This is a genomic window from Blastococcus sp. SYSU DS0552 (assembly GCF_054050815.1).
Genome location: NZ_JBJHAB010000001.1, coordinates 324,644 through 343,494, shown reverse-complemented (window position 1 = coordinate 343,494; position 18,851 = coordinate 324,644). Strand labels below are relative to the sequence as shown.

Here is an 18,851-nt window from a genome sequence, read left to right as displayed (position 1 = left end):
TGGAGAGATCCACCGGGGCCGTTCCGCGTCCGGGGCCGGGTGCCCCCGGGAGCGGGTCAGGCCTTCTGGTCGGGGTCCCGCAGGACCTCCCCCTCGATCACGAGCGGCTCCCCACGGCCGTAGGACTCGGTGGTGTCCACCGGGGCGGTACGGGTGCTCCCCACGCGCACCGGTCCACGCAGGTGCTCGGGCAGCCGGGCGAGCACCACCCGCCGGAGCGCGCCACGCACCAGCCCCCGGGTGCCCGGCAGCAGGCACAGCAGCCCGATCAGGTCACCGAGGAAGCCCGGCAGCACCATCAGCAGACCGCCGACGGCGACCAGCCCGGCGTCACCGAGCTCGCGGCCCGCGGCCTCGCGTGACCGCGCCCGCTGCCGCAGGTCGGCGAGGGCCCGCCGGCCCTGGCTGGCCAGCAGCACCCATCCGAGCGCACTGGTGACGAGGGTGGCGAGGATCGTCCACCCGAGGCCGATCCAGGCGGCGACCAGCACGAAGACCACCAGCTCCGCCAGCGCGGTCAGCCCCACCACCGTGCGCAGTCTCCGACGCACCACGTCAGCCACGTCGCCTCCCCTCTCCAGGTCGTGCCGTTCCCGCTCCCCCGCCGGTCACGGGTGGCCGCACGCGTCCGGGCAGCCAGTCGGCCAGCCGGTCCTGCACGCCCCACACGGTCACGCGCGCCCACGCCTCTCCAACGATCGAGCCGCTCATCTTGCTCCGGCCGAACGCACGTTCGGTGAAGGTGATCGGCACCTCGGTGACGCGGGCCCCTGACCGCAGGGCTCGCCAGGCCCAGTCGACCTGGAAGCAGTAGCCCTCGCTCGCCACCTCGTCGAACGGGAGCCGGTCGATCAGCTCGGCGCGGGCCGCCCGGAAGCCCCCGGTGGCGTCGCGCAGCGGCAGCCGCAGCGCCCACCGGGTGTACCGGTTCCCGAGGCGGGACAGCACCAGCCGGTGCAGCGGCCAGTCCTCGACCCGGCCACCGTCGACGTAGCGGGACCCCAGCACGAGGTCGGCGTCGGCCAGGGCGGCGAGCAGGGCGGGCAGCTGCTCGGGCGGGTGCGAGCCGTCGGCGTCCATCTCGACCAGGACGTCGTAACCGCGCTCCTGGGCCCAGCGGAACCCGGCGACGTAGGCACGTCCCAGGCCGGCCTTCGCGGCGCGGTGCAGGACGTGGACGCGGGGATCGGCCGCCGCCAGGGAGTCGGCGATCCGCCCGGTGCCGTCGGGCGAGCCGTCGTCGACGACCAGGGCGTGCGCCTCCGGGACGCTGGCGTGCAGCCTGCCGAGCACCCGCTCGAGGTTCTCCGCCTCGTTGTAGGTCGGGACGACCACCAGGACGCGCTCGCTCACGCCCGGCTCCCCGCCCGCCGCCGGAGGGCGGCGCACAGCGCCGCGCCGAGCCCCAGGGCGGTGAGGAGCACCTCCGGCGCGGCACCGAGCCGCTGGGCGACCGTCCGGCCGTCCCGCTGGGCCACCTCCGCCACGAACACCGCGGGCTCGAACAGCTCGGAGGAGCGCACCACGGTGCCGTCCGGCGCCACGATCGCGGAGATACCGCTGGTCGCGGCCACCGCGACGGTGCGGCCGAACTCGACCGCGCGCACCCGGCTCATCGCCAGCTGCTGGGCGCTCTCGTCGGTGTAGCCGAACGTGGCGTTGTTGGTCTGAACCACGAGCATGCCCGCACCACCGTCGACGACGTCGCGCACGAGGCCGTCGTACACCACCTCGAAGCAGATGAGGTCGCCGAGCCGCACGCCACCGATGTCGAGGACGCCCACCTCGCCCCCCGCGGCGAAGTCGCGCCGGACGAGGTCGACCTTGTCGCTGAAGAACCGGAAGAAGTCGCGGGCCGGGACGTACTCGGCGAACGGAACGGGATGCCGCTTGACGTACGTGTCGCCGGGACCGCCCTCGGGGGTCCAGACGATCGCGGTGTTGCTGATGAACTCCCCCGGGCCGTTCACGACCGCGCCGACCAGCACCGGCGCACCCACCGCATCGGCCGCGCGCTGGATCTGCGCCGCGGCGTCGGCGTTGCGGTAGGGGTCGATGTCCGAGCTGTTCTCCGGCCAGAGGACGACGTCGGGAGGTGGCTGCCGGCCGGCGGCCACCTCCCCGGCCAGGCGCAGCGTCTGCTGGACGTGGTTGTCGAGCACCGCCCGCCGCTGGGCGTTGAAGTCCAGGCCGGCGCGCGGTACGTCGCCCTGGATCACCGCGACGGTGGCGGTGGGGCCGCCCGCGGTGAGGGAGCCCCCGGCCAGCGGCAACCAGGCCAACCCGCCCACCAGCGGGATCGTCAGCGCGCCGGCCAGCGCGGCCGCCGCCCCGCGACGGTGCCGGGCCGTGGTCCCTGCCGTGCTCCGTCCCTGCGCGAGCGCGAGGGCCGCCGCCGCCAGCAGGGTGCCGGTGAGCGCGACGGCGAAGCCGACCAGTGGGACACCGCCGTACGCGGCGAACGCCAGGAAGGGGCCCTCGGTCTGGGAGAGGCCCAGCCGGCCCCAGGGGAACCCCCCGAAGGGAAAGCGGCCGCGGCCCGCCTCGACGGCCACCCACAGGGCGGCGGCCCACAGCGGCCAGGCGGGGAGCCGGGACGTGAGCGCGGTCAGGCCCCCGAGCGCGGCGACGAACAGCGCCTGGCTGACCGCGAGGGCCAGCCACGGGACGGCCCCGACGTAGATGCCGGTCCAGGAGAGCAGGGGGACGAAGAAGGTGAGCCCGGTGACCAGCCCGAGCCAGAGACCGGCGCGGACGCTGCGCCCGTGGACGGCGACGGCGAGCGCAGCCGGGCCCAGCACCGCCAGGGCGGCGAGGTCGTATCCCGGGAACGCCAGGAACATCGCCAGCCCGCCGCAGGCGGCCAGGACGGTGCGCCAGGGGGCGCGCGACCAGCGGGAGGCCGGAGCTTCCGCCGGCGGCACGGGCCGCCCGGCAGCGTCGGGGCCGGCCGGGCGCGCGAGCGTCCAGGTTCCCGGCCCGCCATCGCCTGCGGGCACGCAGCGCCTCCCCGGTGCAGCCGCCCACCCGGGGCGGGACGTCCCCGCGCCGTTCGGGCGGGGTCCGGGCCGCGGTGTCCGCGGCCCCGACCCAGCATCCCATCCCGGCGGAGTGGGCGAGCGCGTGTGCGCCGGGACCTTCCGTCCGAACCACCGGCCCCCTGCTCCCGGGGGCGCCGGCGGTCGCCCTCCGCGATCGGCGCGCCTTCGGGCCGGACGGCCGGTCGCTGGCGGCGATCGGCGCGACCGTTGTCTGATGGCGCGGCTCCACGGGGGCTCCGCCGGGGTGCCCGCACACGCCGCGACCGGCGGCCCGCCGGCCCCCCGCGACCCGGGAGCGCACCCGAGATCGGGAGCGCCGGCCGGAGGGACTGACGCGCCTGCCGGGGAACGTGCGTGCGGTGCTCCCGGTCAGGAACTGCAGGGACTGTAAGAACTGCCCCGCGCCGGATCGAGACCCTGGCGAGCTGTGCGTCGCAGTGTGATCGAATCGTTACTGATCGTTGACAGCGACGGCGCTCACCCCGCGCCCGTCACCACCCGGCCGTCGACGAGCAGACCGGCGCAGCCGGGTCGGATCCGGTTGCCGAGGACGCCGGAGAGCCCCTGGTCGGTGGCCCACAGCGCGAGGTCCGCGGGCGCTCCCACGGCCAGCGGCCCGGCCGGGTGCTCGGCGCGGACGGCGAACCAGCCGCCGTGCGTGGCGGCGTCGAAGGCGTCGAAGGGACGCAACCCGGAATCCGGCGTCCGGTGGTCGACGGCCGCGTGCACCGCCCCCCAGGGGTCCAGCGGAGTCACCGGCGCATCGCTGCCGAGAGCCAGGGCGACCCCCGCGTCCGCGAGCTCGGCCAGCGGATTGGTGGCCAGGGCCCGCTCGACGCCGAGCCGCTCGGCGTACATGCCCGCATCGCCTCCCCAGGTGGCGTCGAAGGCCGGCTGCACGCTGGCCACCATCTGCCAGTCCCGCATCCGGTCGATGGCCGCGGCGGAGGGCATCTCCAGGTGCTCGAGGCGGTGACGGCAGGCGCGGACGGCCGCGACGCCCAGCTCCACGACGACGGCGCCGACGGCGTCCAGGACCTGCTCGACGGCGGCGTCCCCGATGACGTGGAAGCCGGCCTGGATCCCCGCCGCCGTGCAGGCGCGCACGTGCTCCACCAGCGCGGCGGACTCGAACCGCAGGGTGCCCGACGTCTCGGGTCGGTCACTGTAAGGAGCGCTCAGGGCGGCCGTGTGCGAGCCGAGGGCGCCGTCGCAGAACAGGTCTCCCCCGGCGCCGGCGAGACCGAGTTCCCGGACCAGCTCCAGGCCGCCGCGCTCGGACAGCTCGCCCCAGTACCCCACGACGCGCGGGCCGGGCACCTCGGCGGCCAGGGCCAGCAGCTCCCTCAGGTCGTCGGCGGAGGAGACCTCCGGCCCGGCCATCTCGTGCAGGCTGCCGATCCCCAGGGCGGCCGCCGCGGACCGGGCGGCGCGCTGTGCGGCGCGGCGCTGCGCGGTCCCCACCGCACCGTAGGCGGCCTGGCGGGCGGCGTGGTGGGCGTCCAGGCGCAGCCGTCCGTCCGGCGAGAACCCCGGGAGCCCGGTGATGCCCGGGACGAGGTCGAGCAGCGCGGTCGAGACCGTCGCCGAGTGGACGTCGACACGGGCCAGGTAGACCGGCCGCCCGGCGGCCACGGCGTCGACGTCGGCGCGTGTCAGGCCCCGTCGCTCGGGCCAGTCGGTCTCGTCCCAGCCGGTGCCCAGGACGATCCCGCCTGGCGCCGTCGCGACGTGGGCCCGGATGGACTCCAGCGCATGGGCGAGGCTGGGGCTCGAGTGCAGGTCGAGACCGGTCAGCGCCAGACCGGTCGCCGTGGCGTGCACGTGCGCGTCGACGAAGGCAGGCGTCAGCAGCGCCCCCTCCCCCGCGACCGCGTGATCGGCACGCGGGGCCTCTGCGGCAGCACCGGTCCAGGCGATCCGGCCGTCGACGACGTGCACGGCGCGCCCGGGGCGGTCGCCGATCCGCACGTCGGTGAGCAGCAGGCTCATGTGGCGTCCACCTCTCGTCCCCGCGCTCGCGTCCGACCGCGAGGCGACGAGTAGGAGATCACGCCGACTCGGCCGCTCCGGCGGGAGACCCTCCGGTGGCCGGGCGCCCCGCCCGACGGTAGGCAGGACCGATGGGCGGCAAGGGGAAGGAGCTGCGCACCGAGCGGCTGCGGCTGCGCCCCTGGACCACCGGCCCGGCGGACCTGGCCCGGCTTCGCGACGTCTACCGCCGGGAGGAGGTGACCCGCTGGCTGGGCGGGACGCCGTCGGTGCCCCCGGCCGAGCTGGTCGAGCGCTGGGCCGAGGTGCACCGCCAGGACGAGACGTTCCTGTGCTGGGCGATCGAGCGACCCGACGGCGTTCCGGCGGGCACGGTGCTGCTCAAGCCGCTGCCGAACGGGGTGGGCGAGGTGGAGGTCGGGTGGCACCTGCACCCCGACTCGTGGGGTCACGGCTACGCCACCGAGGCCGCGCGGGCGGTGATCGACCGGGCGTTCGCTCGCGGCCTCCCCGAGGTGTACGCCGTCGTCCGACCCGGCAACGAGCCGTCGATGGCGGTGTGTCGGCGGCTGGGCATGACCCCGCTGGGCCGGATGCGGCGCTGGTACGACGTCGAGCTGGAGGCCTTCCGTCTCATGGCGCCGGTCGTCGTCGAGTGAGCTGTCCGCTCAGCGGCGGCGGAGCAGCCCGGTGAGCCGGCGGGCCGGGGACTTCTTCGCGCGCGTCGTCCCCCGCCCCGCCGCGCGCACCGCGTCGGCGGCCGCCGCCTCCGACGGCGTGGGGGCGGTGCCCCCGAGGTGGGCCGGGAGCCACCAGCGGTCGTCGTCGCCGGCGGGCCGGTCGGGGTAGCTGCGCTGCGCCTCGTCGAGCAGCGCCACCATGGCGGTGCGCGTGCGGTCCAGCAGCGCGGCGATCTGCTCCCCCGGCTCGGGGGTGATCGGGTCGCCCAGGAAGACCATGACCGGGACGCCCCGGCGCAGCTCCACCTTGTGGTTCTTGGTCGCCACCCGGTGCCCGCCCCACACCGCCGCCGGGATGATCGGCACACCGGCGTCGATGGCCATGCGGGCGGCGCCTGCCTTGAGGTCCTTGACCGTGAAGCTCGTGCTGATGGTCGCCTCGGGGAAGACGCCGACCACCTCGCCGTCCTTGAGGGCGCGCACGGCGGCCTCGAACGCCGTCGAGCCGGCTTTCCGGTCGACGGGGATGTGCTTCATGGCCCGCATGAACGGCCCGGCGAGCCAGTGCTCGAACACGGGCGACTTCGCCATGAACCGGACGAGGCGGTGCTGCGGTAGCGCGCCCAGGCCGAGGAAGGTGAAGTCGAAGAAGCTGACGTGGTTGCTGCAGATGATCGCCCCACCCACGGGTGGGACGTGCTGCGAGCCGCGGACGTCGAACCGGAACCGGAGGAGCCGGAAGACGACGAGTGCCAGTCGGATGACCAGGCGGTAGGGCTTGTCCCTCGGGTCGGGCGACGTGCCGAACAGCCCCGGACGGACGACGTCGCGCCAGCTCGCGGTGTACATGGCGGGAATCTAGCGGCTCGCGCCGGCGGTCGCCCGGGGGGTCTCCTCCCCCGCAGTGACGGCGACGGCCGCCCGGACGACGGCGGCGAGGTCGCCGGTCTCGCGGTGCACGCGCCGCTGGAGGTCCGCTCCCGTCCCGCGGGTCAGGAGGGCGTCCAGACCGCTGCTCACCACGGCTTCGTCGCCGGCCTCGGCGAGCGCGGGCCGGACGTGGTCCAGCAGATCGGCCAGCACGTCGACGGCCGGGGCGGGCCGGCCGGTTCGCGGGTGCACCAGGTCACCGGAGAGCCCGGAGCGGGAGGCGCGCCAGGACGCCAGGCGGAGCACCTCCGCGCGCGTCTCCGGTACCGCTCCCCCGGCGCGGGCCTCCCGGGCGGCGGTCTCGACCAGGCCGCGCACGAGCCCGGCGAGGGTGACGGCGTCCTCCACACGCATCAGCACGTCGGCCGTGCGGACCTCGACGGTGGGCCAGGTGGCCGACAGGCGGGCGTCGAAGTAGACCATCCCGTCGTCCAGCACGGTCCCGGTGGCGAGCACCGCCTCGACGAGCCGGTGGTAGTCCGCCGCGTCGTGGAAGGGCTCGTTCGGGCCGGCCGAGGGCCATCGGTGCCACACCTGCGACCGGAAGCTGGCGTAGGAGGTGTCCCGGCCCTGCCAGAACGGCGAGTTCGCGCTGAGCGCGGTCAGCACCGGCAGCCAGTTGCGGATGCGGTTGAGCACCGCCACCCCTTCCTCGTCGTCGGCCACCGACACGTGCACGTGGCAGCCGCAGGTGAGGACCTCCTCAGCGGTGCGCCCGAAGGTCTCGAGCAGGCGCCCGTAGCGCTCGCCCTCCGTGGGGACCGGCGTCACGCCGACCGGCGAGGTGGCCAGGGCGGCGACGCGGGCACCCACGGCGGCGGCCGCGTCGTCGGCCCGGCCGCGCCAGTGCCGCAGCTGGCTGCGGATCTCGGCCAGCGTCGTGCACACCGGCGTGCCCAGTTCCATCTGGTGGGCCTTCAGCTCGGGGACGAGGCGGGCGGTCTCCGGGACGGCGACGTCCTTTCCGCGCTCCTCGAGGTCGTGCTGGTGGACGTCCTCACCCTCGCCGCGGCGCGCCGCGACCGCCAGGGCCTCCGGGGCCCGGGGAACGGGAACGCCGTGGGGGTCGACGACCAGCAGTTCTTCCTCGACGCCCACCGTTCGCACGGCCCCATGATCCAGAGGGACATCGCCGGGCGCAGGTCCAACCGGTCCTGGTGGTTCGTTGGTGATGCGGTGCCCGAAGGGCGCCGGTTCTGGTTATTCGTCAAGTCAGCACAATGAACGTTGTCATGACTGTTGGGGATAACGGTAGACTGGACGCATGCCACGTGCCTGGCAGCAGCCGTTGCCCGACATGCCTGCCCTACCGCCGGCACGCGCCTGGGCCAGGCTGCGACCGCCTCCTGGGTACGAGGACCAGTGGCGCCGGCTGGCCGACGCGGCGCTCGAGCTCGATCTCGGGCCCGAGGAACTGGCGGCCGGTGGCCTCGACGAGCTGTCCGCCGCGCGCGGCTGGAAGCCGGCCACCGTCGCGCTCTACAGCAAGGTCGCCCGCTACGGCGGTCTGGCGCTCGCGCAGCCGGCCACCCCCGAGCCGGATCCGCCGCAACTCGATCTCCGGCCGCTGACCCGGATCCGCGCCGAGGACCCCGAGCACCTGCGCTCGGTGGCCTGGTGCGCGCTCGCCCTGGGCTGGCCCGCGCCGGTCGGCGCCTTCCGTTCGCTGCGGCGGGATCAGGTGCGGGCGACCGCGCGCCGCCTGCACGTCACCACCGACGACGGCGAGTGGTCCGTCCCCGGGGCGCTGACCGCCTGGCACGCCTGGGAGGCGACTCGGGCGAGGTTCCCGGCGCTGGCCGCCAGTCCCTGGGTGCTGCCGGCGCTGCGCCGGGGGCCCGGCCTGGATTCCCGCATCGGTGGCAGGCTCTCCAACCAGGCCCTGCAGGCCACCTTCACCAAGCACGTGCGCGCCACGGTCGGGCACCTGCGCGCCACCGTCGCCCCGTCCCGCTGCGAGGCCGTCGAGGAGCTCGCCGCTGCCTACCGGACGCTGTCCTACGACTCCTACCGCCGGCTGGCGCTCGCGGCCGGCGCCCAGCCGGTGGGATCCCGCGGCATGGTCCGCGCCACCCGAGCGGTGGCCCGGGCGTCCCGGCAGGCCGGCTGAGCGCGCTCAGAGCAGTGTCAGCTGCTCAGCCGCACCACCGGGGGCGGGGGCCGACGCTGCACCCCGGTCGGGGACAGGGCCGGGCCCCGGGAGCGCCGTGGAGGGCAGGCTGCCGGCGGGGAAGCCGACCTCTTCGTCGCCGGGCACGCCCATGACCTCGACCTGGCGGGCCGCCCCGCCGGACCGCCGGTCCAGGCCGTGCCGGGCCAGCAGCGGCGCCACCTGCCGGGCCAGCCACGTGCGGTACTCGGCCGGCACGTAGGCCCGGCGGGCGTACAGGCGCTCGTACCGCGGAACGAGTTCGGGGTGCACGCGACGCAGCCAGGCCATGAACCACTCCCGGGCGCCCGGGCGCAGGTGCAGCGGGATCACGGTCACGCCGGACGCCCCGGCCGCGGCGATCGCAGCGAGTGCGGCGTCCAGCTGCGCGGGAGAGTCGGTGAGGCCGGGGAGCACGGGCGCGAGGAAGACCCCGCAGGGCAGCCCGGCGTCGGCCAGCGCCCGGATCAGCTCCAGCCGGGCGCGCGGGCCGGGGACGCCGGGCTCGAGCGCGGCGTGCAGGTCGTCGTCCCAGATGGCGATCGAGACCCCCAACCCCACGGGGACGTCGCGGGCGGCGGCCGCAAGCAGGGGGGTGTCGCGCCGCAGCAGGGTGCCCTTGGTGAGGATGGAGAAGGGGGTGGCGGACGCGGCGAGCGCCTCGATCACCCCGGGCATTAGCCGATAGCGGCCCTCGGCCCGCTGGTAGGGGTCGGTGTTCGTGCCGAGGGCGACGTGCTCGCGCCGCCATGACGGCCGGGCCAGCTCCCGCCGCAGCACCTCGACCAGGTTGGTCTTGACCACGACCTGGGTGTCGAAGTCCCGGCCCGAGTCGAGCTCCAGCCATTCGTGCGTCCGGCGAGCGAAGCAGTACACGCACGAATGCGAGCAGCCGCGGTAGGGGTTGATGGTCCACGGGAAGGGCATCGCCGACTCCCCCGGCACGCGGTTCAGCGCGCTCCTGGACCGCACCTCGTGGAAGGTGAGCCCGGGGAACTCGGGCACCTGCACGCTGCGCAGCAGCCCAGGGATGGTCGGCATGCCGGGCAGCGCCCCGGGCTCGTCGACGTCGAGTCGCTGCGCGTCCCACCGCATGCCCACCATCCGAACACACGTTCGAACGACTGTCCAGCTGTCGGATGGGTGGCGGGGCCCGACGTCGACCGGTGCGGCTGCCCGGTGACCACCGGTCCGACCGACGTCGGACAGCTACCGCCTGGTCTCGTACCTGGTCAGGACAGGACCACGCCGTCGGGAAACGTCCGGGTCTCCACCAGGGTCAGGTCCACCCAGTTGGCCAGGGCCGTGAAGAACGGCGTGCCGCTGCCCACCAGGACCGGTGCGGTGGCCAGCACGTACTCGTCGATCAGCCCGGCCCGCATCGCCGCTGCGGCGAGTGTGGCGCCGCCGATGTCCATGGGGCCGCCGTCCTCGGCCTTCAGCCGGGTGATCTCGGCGACCGCGTCGCCGGTGACCAGGCGGGCGTTCCCGTCGACCGCACTGATCGTGGACGAGAACACCACCTTCGGCATGCCCCGCCAGTGGCGGGCGAACTCGATCTCCGCCGGTGTGACGCCGGGCTGCTGGTCGGCGGTCGGCCAGTGGGAACTCATCGTCTCCCACAGTTCCCGCCCGTACAGCGCCAGGCCGGTCGCCCCCACCCGGTCGGACCACCACCGGAACAGCTCGTCGCTCGGCACGCTCCAGCCGATGTCGTCGCCGGGCGCGGCGATGTAGCCGTCCAGGCTCACGTTCATGCCGAAGGTCAGTCTCCGCACGGCGTCTGCCTCCCATGAGTCGGTCTCCGGCGTACAGACCGGCGTACCGCGGGAGAGTCATCGGTCAGGCCACACCGGGGGGCCGGTCGACCACCACGCCGAGCGATGGCTGCGCACGGGGGGCCCCCTCGTGACCCATGACAGCCGGCGGTCAGATGGGTGGCCGGGCCTCGTAGGGGGTGGAGAGGACCACCGTCGTCCGGGTGCGGACGTTCGCGGCGGCGCGGATCTCCTTGAGCAGGTTCTCCAGCGCGTCCGGCGAGGCCACCCGCACCTTGAGGATGTAGCTCTCCACCCCCGCGACCGCGTGGCACTCCTCGATGGCGTCGAGGTGCGCCAGCAGGGCCGGGGCGTCGTCGGTCTGCGCGTCGGTCGGGGTGATCGATACGAAGGCCGTCAGCGGCAGGCCGATCTGCGTGGCGTCGAGCGTCGCCCGGTACCCGGTGATCAGCCCGCGCTGCTCGAGCCGCCGCACCCGCTGGTGCACGGCCGACACCGACAGCCCCACCCGCTCGGCCAGCTCGGTGAAGCTGGCCCGGCCGTCGCGGGCGAGCGCCGCCATCAGCGCCCGGTCGACGTCCAGCGGGACGCCCCCGGCCTCAGCCGGGGAGTTCGACGAGCTCACGGGGACCGTTGTTCAGGACGCGGACGCCGTCGTCGGTGCAGACGACGATGTCCTCGATGCGGGCGCCGTGGCGACCGGGCAGGTAGATGCCCGGCTCCACGGAGAAGGCCATGCCCGGCTCCAGCGGGAGCTGGTTGCCGGCCACGATGTAGGGCGCCTCGTGGCTGTCCAGTCCGATGCCGTGCCCGGTGCGGTGGATGAAGTACTCGCCCCAGCCGGCGTCGGCGATCACGGTGCGGGCCGCCGCGTCGATCTGCTCGGCCGTCACGCCGGGGCGCACCGCGGCGGTCGCCGCCTGCTGCGCGGCGTGCAGCACCTCGTACCACTGCGCCACGTCGGCCGGTGCGCTCCCGCCGACGACGTAGGTCCTGGTGCAGTCGGAGCGGTAGCCGGTCGCCGTCTCCCCGCCGATATCCACGACGACGACGTCCCCGGCCTCCACCGTGCGGCCGGAGAGCTCGTGGTGAGGGCTGGCGCCGTTGGGCCCCGAGCCGACGATGGTGAAGTCCACCCCCACGTGCCCCTCGGCCAGGATGGCCGCCGCGATGTCGGCGCCGACCTCCGCCTCGGTGCGGCCGACCCGCAGCCACTCCCCCATGCGGGCGTGCACCCGGTCGATCGCCGCGCCGGCCCGGGCCAGCTCCTCGACCTCGGCGGGCGTCTTCACCATGCGGAGCCGGTCCACGACCGGGCTCGCGAGCTCCAGCGCCGACCCGGGCAGCGCCCGCTGCACACCCAGCGCGTGCTCGGCCCACGTACGCGACCCGACGGCGACCCGGGCGGGGGCGGAGCCGAGCCGGGCGGTCGCCGCCCCGGCCAGCACCGTGAACGCGTCGTCGGTCTCGTCCCAGGCGAGCACCTCCAGGCCGAGCGCTCCGGCCGGGCTGGCGTCGACCATGGGCGCCTCCAGGCGGGGCACGACGAGGAACGCCTCGCCCGAGCGGGGCACCGCGAGGGCGGTCAGCCGCTCCATCGCGTGGGCGGCGTAGCCGCACAGGTAGCGCAGGTCGGCGCCGGGGGTGAGGACGAGGAGGTCCACGCCCAGCTCACCGGCGATCGCCCGGGCGGCGTGCACCCGGTCGACGGTCACGAGCGGGCCTGTTCCGGCCGGTTCTGTCACGGTTGCCACCGGCGCAGAGTAGCCACGCCGGACCACCCTTCCCCGCAATCGTTGCCAGACCGCTACCGTCCGCGGACGTGGACGAGCACGCGCGGTCCGGGCGGACGAGGGGACAGGTCGGCGGGGTGGCCGCGTGACCACCATGCTCCTGGACGCCGCATCGCTGTACTTCCGCGCCTTCTACGGCGTCCCGACCAGCGTCACCACCCCGGACGGGCGGCCGATCAACGCCGTCCGGGGTTTCCTGGACATGACGGCGCGCCTGGTGACCGCGCACGCGCCGGACCGGCTGGTCGCCTGCTGGGACGACGACTGGCGGCCGGCGTTCCGGGTGGCGGCGCTGCCCACGTACAAGGCCCACCGGGTCGCGCCAGAGGGCGGCGAGGAGACCCCCGACGAGCTCGCTCCGCAGGTGCCGGTCCTGATCGAGGTGCTCGCCGCCGCTGGGATCGCCCGCGTCGGCGCACCGGGCTACGAGGCCGACGACGTGATCGGCACGCTCGCCACCCGGGCCCGCGGCCCCGTCGACGTCGTCACCGGCGACCGCGACCTGTTCCAGCTGGTCGACGACGCCCGCGGCGTGCGGGTGCTGTACACGGCGCGGGGCATCTCCGACCTGGAGTTCGTCGACGAGGCCGCCGTCACCGCGAAGTACGGCATCCCCGGCCGGGCCTACGCCGATTTCGCCGTTCTCCGCGGCGACCCGAGCGACGGGCTGCCCGGCGTGGCCGGCGTGGGCGCGAAGACCGCCGCCGCGCTCATCGGCGAGTTCGGCGACCTGGCCGGCATCCGGGCGGCGGTGGCGCGCACGGTGGTCCCGGCGCCGCCGCTGACGGCGGCCGTGCTGAAGAAGCTGCACGCGGCCGCCGACTACCTCGACGCCGCCCCGGTGGTGGTCGCCGTGGCGCGGGACATCGATCTGCCCGCGGTCGAAGGCGCCCTCCCCCGCTCCCCCGCCGACCCCGGCGCGCTGGCCGCGCTGGCCGAGCGGCACGGCCTGCAGTCCTCCCTCGGCCGCCTGGGTGCCGCGCTGGGCTGGCCGGCGGACGCGCTCGGCTGAGCACGCCTCAGCCGCGGGTCACGGCTCGCTCCAGGTGTACCGGGCGCCCTCGGCGTCGGTGATCTCGATCCGGAGGGTGATCTCCTCGTCGTCGGCGGTCACGCCGATGCACGCGTAGGTGGCCCCCTCCTCCACGCGCATCTCCTGGTCGCAGTCCAGGTCGACGGCGACGCCCTCGCGCTGTTCGAACTGCTCGGCGACGTCGCGCTCCACCGCCGAGCGCGAGAGCACCGTCGGCCCGGTGGTGCTCGCCAGGACGACGCCGCCGACGAGGACGGCCGCCAGCACGAGCAGCCCCACGAGCAGCCCGGTCCGCGTCGTGCGGGCCGGAGGCCGGGCGAGCGCGTACTGCGGCGGTCGGGAACCGCTCGCGCCCGGGGGCCCGTACTGCGCCGGCGGGCCGTACTGCGGCTGCCCGTGCGGTGGCTGCCCGTACCGGGGTGGGCCGTACCCGCCGGCGCCCGGGGGCCTGTGCTGCGGCGGCTGGCCGTAGGGAGCCTGACCGAACGGTGGGGCGCCGTAGGGCCGCGTGTCCCCGGGCCGGCCGTAGCCGGCCGGAGCCTGCCCGTGGGGCCAGGCCGGCGGACCCCAGGGCTGCTGCGGGGGCGCGGGACGGTCCCCGCCCGGTGCATCGCCGGAGGAGTGCTCGCCGTGCGGCGGATGGGTCATCGTCGCTCCCGACTGCCTGCGTCCGGTCGGCGACCGGGCGCCGGGGATTCTGCCGCACCCGGGCACCGGGCCGGTGGCGGCGGACCGTTGATCAGCCGCCGACGGCGACGGCGACGACCCCCCGCCGCACTCGCTCCACCGCGGCCCGGGCGGTCCGGGCCACGGGGTCGTCGGCGACCTTGCCGAGCTGGTCCAGGAGGTCGATGAGCTGCCGCGCCCAGCGGACGAAGTCACCCCCGGAGAGCTCGGTGCCGGCCTGCTCCGCGCCGGCGAGCACCCGGTCCAGGCTCTGCCCGTCGGCCCAGCGGTAGGCGGCCCAGGCGAAGCCGAGATCGAGGTCGCGGCCGGCCGGTACGCCGTGGTCGAGCTCGACGTCCTGCAGCCGGGAGCGGATGGCGCGCATCTCGCCGATCGCCACGCCGACCTTGCCGGCCGGGACGGCGGGGAGGGCAGGGTTGTCCCGCCGCGCCTCGAAGACCAGCGTCGAGACCACGGCCGCCAGCTCGGCCGGCGTCAGGCCGCGCCAGATGCCGGCCCGCAGGCACTCGGCGGCGAGCAGGTCCGACTCCGACCAGATGCGGGCCAGCCGGCGGCCGTCGTCGGTCACCCTGTCCTCCTCCGCCCCCGCGTCGTCGACCGCACCGACAACCTCGGTGTCGGCCGGGACCAGCGGCGCGACCTCCGGCACCAGGTAGCCCAGTTCCTCCAGGACGTCGCAGGTGCGGTCGAACTGGCGGGTGAGGGAGCCGGTGCGCTCGGCCATCTTCCGCTGCAGCGACTCCGCCTCGTGCACCGCGCGCAGCCAGCGCTCGGCCATCCGCACCCGCTCCTCGCGGTCGGGCAGCTGGTGCACCGGGTGGTTGCGCAGCGCCTGCCGCAGGTCGGCGAGCACCGGGTCGTCGGCCGCCGCCGAGCGCCCCTTCTTCACCCGGCGCGCCCCCAGCTCGTGCTCCACCCGTGCGTTGCGCAGGGTGGAGGCGAGGTCGCGGCGGGCGTGCGGGCTGCGGTGGTTGAAGTTCTTGGGCACCCGCACCCGGGCCAGCGCCTGCACCGGCGTCGGGAAGTCTACCGAGCCCAGCCGCCCGGCCCACTTGTCCTCGGTCAGCACCAGGGGGCGCGGATCGGCCAGGTCGGTGATGCCCGGGTCGAGGACGACGGCCAGCCCCTGCCGGCGGCCCGTCGGCACGCGGATGACGTCCCCCGGGCGCAGCGCGGCCAGCGCGTCGGCGGCCTCCATCCGGCGCTTGGCCTGCGAGTCCCGGGAGAGCTCCTTCTCCCGGTCGGCGATCTCCCGGCGCAACTGCGCGTAGGCCCCGACGTCACCACGGTCGGAGCGCATCTCCGCGGCGAACTGCGCGGCGTCCCGCTCGTGACGGGCCGCCGCCCGCGCCAGGCCGACCACCGAGCGGTCGGCCTGGAACTGGGCGAAGGAGCTCGCCAGCAGTTCGCGGGCCCGGGCCCGCCCGAAGGAACCCACCAGGTTGACCGCCATGTTGTAGCTCGGCCGGAACGACGACCGGAGCGGGTAGGTGCGGGTGCTGGCCAGCCCGGCGACCACGCTCGGGTCCATCCCCGGCGCCCAGATGACGACGGCGTGCCCCTCCACGTCGATGCCGCGACGGCCGGCACGACCGGTCAGCTGCGTGTACTCCCCCGGCGTGATGTCGACGTGCGCCTCGCCGTTCCACTTCACCAGCCGCTCGAGGACGACGGTGCGCGCGGGCATGTTGATGCCCAGCGCCAGGGTCTCGGTGGCGAAGACGGCCTTGACCAGGCCGCGGACGAAGCACTCCTCGACGGTCTCCTTGAACGCCGGCACCAGCCCCGCGTGGTGGGCGGCGAGCCCGGCGAGCAGGCCCTCGCGCCACTCCCAGAACCCGAGGACGTGCAGGTCCTCCTCCGGCAGCGATCCGGTGCGCTCGTCGATGATCGCGGCGATCTCGGCCCGCTCGGCCTCGTCGGTGAGGCGCAGCCCGCTGAGCAGGCACTGGTGCACGGCGGCGTCGCACCCGTTGCGGCTGAACACGAACGTGATCGCGGGCAGCAGACCGGCGCGGTCGAGCCGTTCGACGACGTCGGACCGGGCGGGCGGCCGGTACCGGGGCCGGTGGTGGCCCTCCCGGCGCGAGGAGCCACCCCAGCTGTCGATACGACGCTCGTGCTCGCGCACGTAGCGGACCAGTTCGGGGTCGACCACGGAGGCGCCGCGCTCGCGCGTGGACAGCGACCGGGGTTCCACGCCCTGCTCCCCCGCGTGCGCCGCGGGGCGCAGGGCGAACAGGTCGAACACCCGGTTGCCGACGAGCATGTGCTGCCAGAGGGGGATCGGCCGGACCTCGCTGACCACGACCTCCGTGTCGCCGCGCACGGTGACCAGCCAGTCGGCGAACTCCTCCGCGTTGCTCACCGTCGCCGACAGGGAGATCAGAGTCACCGACTGCGGCAGGTGGATGATCACCTCCTCCCACACGGCACCGCGGAACCGGTCGGCCAGGTAGTGGACCTCGTCCATGACCACGTAGCCCAGCCCCGCCAGCGCCGGCGACTCGGCGTAGAGCATGTTGCGGAGCACCTCGGTGGTCATCACGATCACCGGGGCGTCACCGTTGACGGCGTTGTCGCCGGTCAGCAACCCGACCCGGTCGGCGCCGTAGCGCTCGACCAGGTCGTTGTACTTCTGGTTCGACAGCGCCTTGATCGGCGTCGTGTAGAAGGCCTTGCGCCCCTCGGCGAGCGCCTTGTGCACGGCGAACTCACCCACCACGGTCTTCCCGGCACCGGTCGGGGCGCAGACGAGCACGCCGGAGCCGCGCTCGAGCGCCTCGCAGGCCTCCACCTGGAACGGGTCCAGGGAGAAGCCGAGCTCGGCGGTGAACTCGGCCAGGACCGGGTGGGAGGTCCGCCTCCGGGCAGCTGCGTACCGCTCAGCGGGGCTGGACATGCCCCCACGGTAGGCGCTCTGCCCGGGTCGATCAGCGGAAGGACCCCGTCCTCCCCGCCCCTCGACGGCTCGGGGCGAGCCCCGGGACGCGGCCGACCGACCCGGTGCTCAGGCCCGGCCGGCGCCGACGACGCGGAGGGCGCCGGGGACGCACTCGCTCACGACCGGCAGCGGGGCCACCAGCTCGCCGTCGGCGTAGGTGCTGACGCCGGCGCACGCCAGCTCCACCCGGGCGGCCCGGTGCACCGTCACCGCGGGGTGGTGGACATGGGTGCCGTCGGCCAGCCGCGGCTTGGTGCGGACCAGCTCCCGCCGGGAGACGACCCCCACGACGGTGACGTCGAGGAGTCCGTCGGCGACGTCCGCTCCCGGGCACATCCGCAAGCCGCCCCCGTACCAGGCCGTGTTGCCGACGGCGACCATGGTGGCCGGCAGGGTGCGCACCACCCCGTCCAGGGTGAGCGTCACCTCGTAGGGCCGCAGCCGGGCCAGCTCCGCCAAGACGGCGACGTCGTACCGGCGGCGGCCGCGTGGCCAGCGCAGCCGGTTGGCGCGGTCGGTCACCGCGGAGTCGAAGCCGCAGCACAGCACGGTGGCCCACCACCGGCCGGCGGTCCGGCCGGCGTCGACCGCCCGGGCGCGGCCGGCCAGCAGGTCGCCGGCGGCGGCGCGGGCGGCGGCCACCGGATCGGTCGGCACGGCGAGGGCCAGCGCCAGGTCGTTGCCGGTGCCGGCCGGGACCACGGCGAGCGGGACGGGCGTGCCGGCGACCGCCTGCAGCCCCGCGTGGGCGGCGCCGTCGCCCCCGATCGCGACGACGGCGCGGGCGCCGCCGTCGACCGCGACCGCTGCCTGCCGCTCGGCGTCGGGTCGGGTGGTCGCGTCGAGCACCCGGGGCGCCAGGCCCTCCTCGCGCAGGGCGTCGAGGACCGCCCGGGCCACGGCGCGGGCGCGGCCCCGCCCGGCGGCCGGGCTGACCAGGACCGCGACGTCCACGCCGGTCAGCCGCGGGCCGACGGCGAGGGTTCGACCGGCTCCTCCAGCGGTGACGGGCTGGCGTCCAGCGGGGAGGCCTCGTCGTCGTCCAGCCCGTGGAAGTGCTCGGCGGCCGCGCGCCGGGCCCGGCGACGGTCGACCAGGCGGGCGGTCTGGATCGCCAGCTCGAACAGCACGATCATCGGCCCGGCCATGAGCAGCATGGTGAACGGGTCCTGCGTGGGCGTCACGAACGCGGCGAAGACGACGGTGAGGAAGAAGATCCAGCGGCGGCTCCCCCGCAGCGCCTCGTAGCTCACGACGCCGACCAGGTTGAGCGCGATGGCGATCAGCGGAACCTCGAAGCTCACCCCGAACGCCACCAGCAGCGACAGGACGAAGCCGATGTAGTCCTGCGCGGTCAGCGCCACCACGACCCCGTCGCCGGCGAGGCTCAGCAGCAGCTCCAGGCCTGCGGACAGCGACACGTAGGCCAGCACGGCGCCGAGCACGAAGAGCAGCGTGGAGACGGCGACGAAGCCGACGCCGTAGCGCTTCTCGTTGCGCTTGAGGCCGGGGGTGATGAAGGCCCACAGCTGGTAGAGCCACACCGGCGCCGCGAGGACCACGCCGGCGAGGAAGGCCACCTTCAGGCGGATGAAGACACCGCCGAAGACGTTGGTCACGAGCAGTCCGCAGCCACCGGCGTCGTCCCCGGCATAGCGCAGGTCCTCCGGCAGCCCGCAGTACGGGGCACGGATGAACTCGCCCAGCCCGTGCTCGTACCACCAGAACGCGAGCACCGTGGTGAGCGCGAGCGCCAGCAGGGACTTGGCGATGCGGTTGCGGAGCTCGGTGAGGTGGGCGATCAGGCTCATGGTGGCCTGGGCA

General features: G+C 75.3%; 17 protein-coding genes. 3 read left to right on the top strand and 14 right to left on the bottom strand.

The genetic code is table 11. From position 1 onward, the window contains the following. Positions 1–56: 56 nt before the first annotated feature. From ACI8AG_RS01640 to ACI8AG_RS01625, 4 genes are all read right to left on the bottom strand, one after another. A complete protein-coding gene (locus tag ACI8AG_RS01640; protein ID WP_456587823.1) occupies positions 57–563 on the bottom strand; it encodes an FxsA family protein in 507 nt (168 codons plus the stop codon). Next, the gene (locus ACI8AG_RS01635; protein WP_456587824.1) at positions 556–1,353 is read right to left on the bottom strand and encodes a polyprenol monophosphomannose synthase; all 798 of its coding nucleotides are present in this window, start codon (positions 1,351–1,353) and stop codon (positions 556–558) included. The genes ACI8AG_RS01640 and ACI8AG_RS01635 overlap by 8 nt, the downstream gene beginning before the upstream one ends. Then, the gene (lnt, locus tag ACI8AG_RS01630) at positions 1,350–2,999 is read right to left on the bottom strand and encodes an apolipoprotein N-acyltransferase (protein ID WP_456595662.1); all 1,650 of its coding nucleotides are present in this window, start codon (positions 2,997–2,999) and stop codon (positions 1,350–1,352) included. Before lnt ends, ACI8AG_RS01635 begins: the two co-directional genes overlap by 4 nt. A gap of 519 nt (positions 3,000–3,518) precedes the next feature. Beyond that, positions 3,519–5,033 (bottom strand): amidohydrolase, encoded by a 1,515-nt coding sequence (locus ACI8AG_RS01625; RefSeq protein WP_456595661.1) that lies wholly within the window; start codon positions 5,031–5,033, stop codon positions 3,519–3,521. Between the two features lie 131 nt (positions 5,034–5,164). Between ACI8AG_RS01625 and ACI8AG_RS01620 the strand changes: the two genes are divergently transcribed. After that, the gene (locus tag ACI8AG_RS01620) at positions 5,165–5,692 is read left to right on the top strand and encodes a GNAT family N-acetyltransferase (RefSeq protein ID WP_456595660.1); all 528 of its coding nucleotides are present in this window, start codon (positions 5,165–5,167) and stop codon (positions 5,690–5,692) included. 9 nt (positions 5,693–5,701) lie between these two features. Here ACI8AG_RS01620 and ACI8AG_RS01615 read toward each other — a convergent pair whose 3' ends face one another. After that, positions 5,702–6,562, bottom strand: coding sequence for a lysophospholipid acyltransferase family protein (locus ACI8AG_RS01615; RefSeq protein ID WP_456587828.1), 861 nt, complete (start codon positions 6,560–6,562; stop codon positions 5,702–5,704). Between the two features lie 9 nt (positions 6,563–6,571). Next, complete coding sequence (locus ACI8AG_RS01610) at positions 6,572–7,750, bottom strand: carboxylate-amine ligase (protein ID WP_456595659.1); 1,179 nt, start codon at positions 7,748–7,750, stop codon at positions 6,572–6,574. Between the two features lie 157 nt (positions 7,751–7,907). Between ACI8AG_RS01610 and ACI8AG_RS01605 the strand changes: the two genes are divergently transcribed. Further along, positions 7,908–8,753 carry a hypothetical protein gene (locus ACI8AG_RS01605; RefSeq protein WP_456595658.1) on the top strand — a complete coding sequence of 282 codons (846 nt, stop codon included), beginning with the start codon at positions 7,908–7,910 and terminating at the stop codon, positions 8,751–8,753. Between the two features lie 6 nt (positions 8,754–8,759). Here ACI8AG_RS01605 and ACI8AG_RS01600 read toward each other — a convergent pair whose 3' ends face one another. From ACI8AG_RS01600 to ACI8AG_RS01585, 4 genes are all read right to left on the bottom strand, one after another. Beyond that, the gene (locus ACI8AG_RS01600) at positions 8,760–9,896 is read right to left on the bottom strand and encodes an Rv2578c family radical SAM protein (RefSeq protein WP_456595657.1); all 1,137 of its coding nucleotides are present in this window, start codon (positions 9,894–9,896) and stop codon (positions 8,760–8,762) included. Positions 9,897–10,024: 128 nt separating this feature from the next. Next, positions 10,025–10,570: a dihydrofolate reductase family protein gene (locus tag ACI8AG_RS01595; protein WP_456595656.1), complete on the bottom strand. Its 546-nt coding sequence runs from the start codon at positions 10,568–10,570 to the stop codon at positions 10,025–10,027. Between the two features lie 151 nt (positions 10,571–10,721). Continuing rightward, on the bottom strand, positions 10,722–11,195 hold the full coding sequence (locus ACI8AG_RS01590) for an Lrp/AsnC family transcriptional regulator (protein ID WP_456587833.1): 474 nt from the start codon (positions 11,193–11,195) through the stop codon (positions 10,722–10,724). Continuing rightward, on the bottom strand, positions 11,170–12,324 hold the full coding sequence (locus ACI8AG_RS01585; protein WP_456595655.1) for a M24 family metallopeptidase: 1,155 nt from the start codon (positions 12,322–12,324) through the stop codon (positions 11,170–11,172). The genes ACI8AG_RS01590 and ACI8AG_RS01585 overlap by 26 nt, the downstream gene beginning before the upstream one ends. Before the next feature lie 133 nt (positions 12,325–12,457). On the opposite strand from ACI8AG_RS01585, the gene ACI8AG_RS01580 reads away from it, so the two are divergent. Beyond that, the gene (locus ACI8AG_RS01580; protein ID WP_456595728.1) at positions 12,458–13,375 is read left to right on the top strand and encodes a 5'-3' exonuclease; all 918 of its coding nucleotides are present in this window, start codon (positions 12,458–12,460) and stop codon (positions 13,373–13,375) included. 18 nt (positions 13,376–13,393) lie between these two features. Here ACI8AG_RS01580 and ACI8AG_RS01575 read toward each other — a convergent pair whose 3' ends face one another. From ACI8AG_RS01575 to tatC, 4 genes are all read right to left on the bottom strand, one after another. Continuing rightward, on the bottom strand, positions 13,394–14,044 hold the full coding sequence (locus ACI8AG_RS01575; protein ID WP_456595654.1) for a DUF4333 domain-containing protein: 651 nt from the start codon (positions 14,042–14,044) through the stop codon (positions 13,394–13,396). 91 nt (positions 14,045–14,135) lie between these two features. Beyond that, positions 14,136–16,985 carry a DEAD/DEAH box helicase gene (locus tag ACI8AG_RS01570; RefSeq protein ID WP_456595653.1) on the bottom strand — a complete coding sequence of 950 codons (2,850 nt, stop codon included), beginning with the start codon at positions 16,983–16,985 and terminating at the stop codon, positions 14,136–14,138. A 108-nt stretch (positions 16,986–17,093) separates the two neighbouring features. After that, a complete protein-coding gene (locus ACI8AG_RS01565; RefSeq protein WP_456595652.1) occupies positions 17,094–17,981 on the bottom strand; it encodes a diacylglycerol/lipid kinase family protein in 888 nt (295 codons plus the stop codon). Positions 17,982–17,986: 5 nt separating this feature from the next. Further along, positions 17,987–18,838 carry a twin-arginine translocase subunit TatC gene (tatC, locus tag ACI8AG_RS01560; protein ID WP_456587855.1) on the bottom strand — a complete coding sequence of 284 codons (852 nt, stop codon included), beginning with the start codon at positions 18,836–18,838 and terminating at the stop codon, positions 17,987–17,989. Positions 18,839–18,851 lie beyond the last annotated feature (13 nt).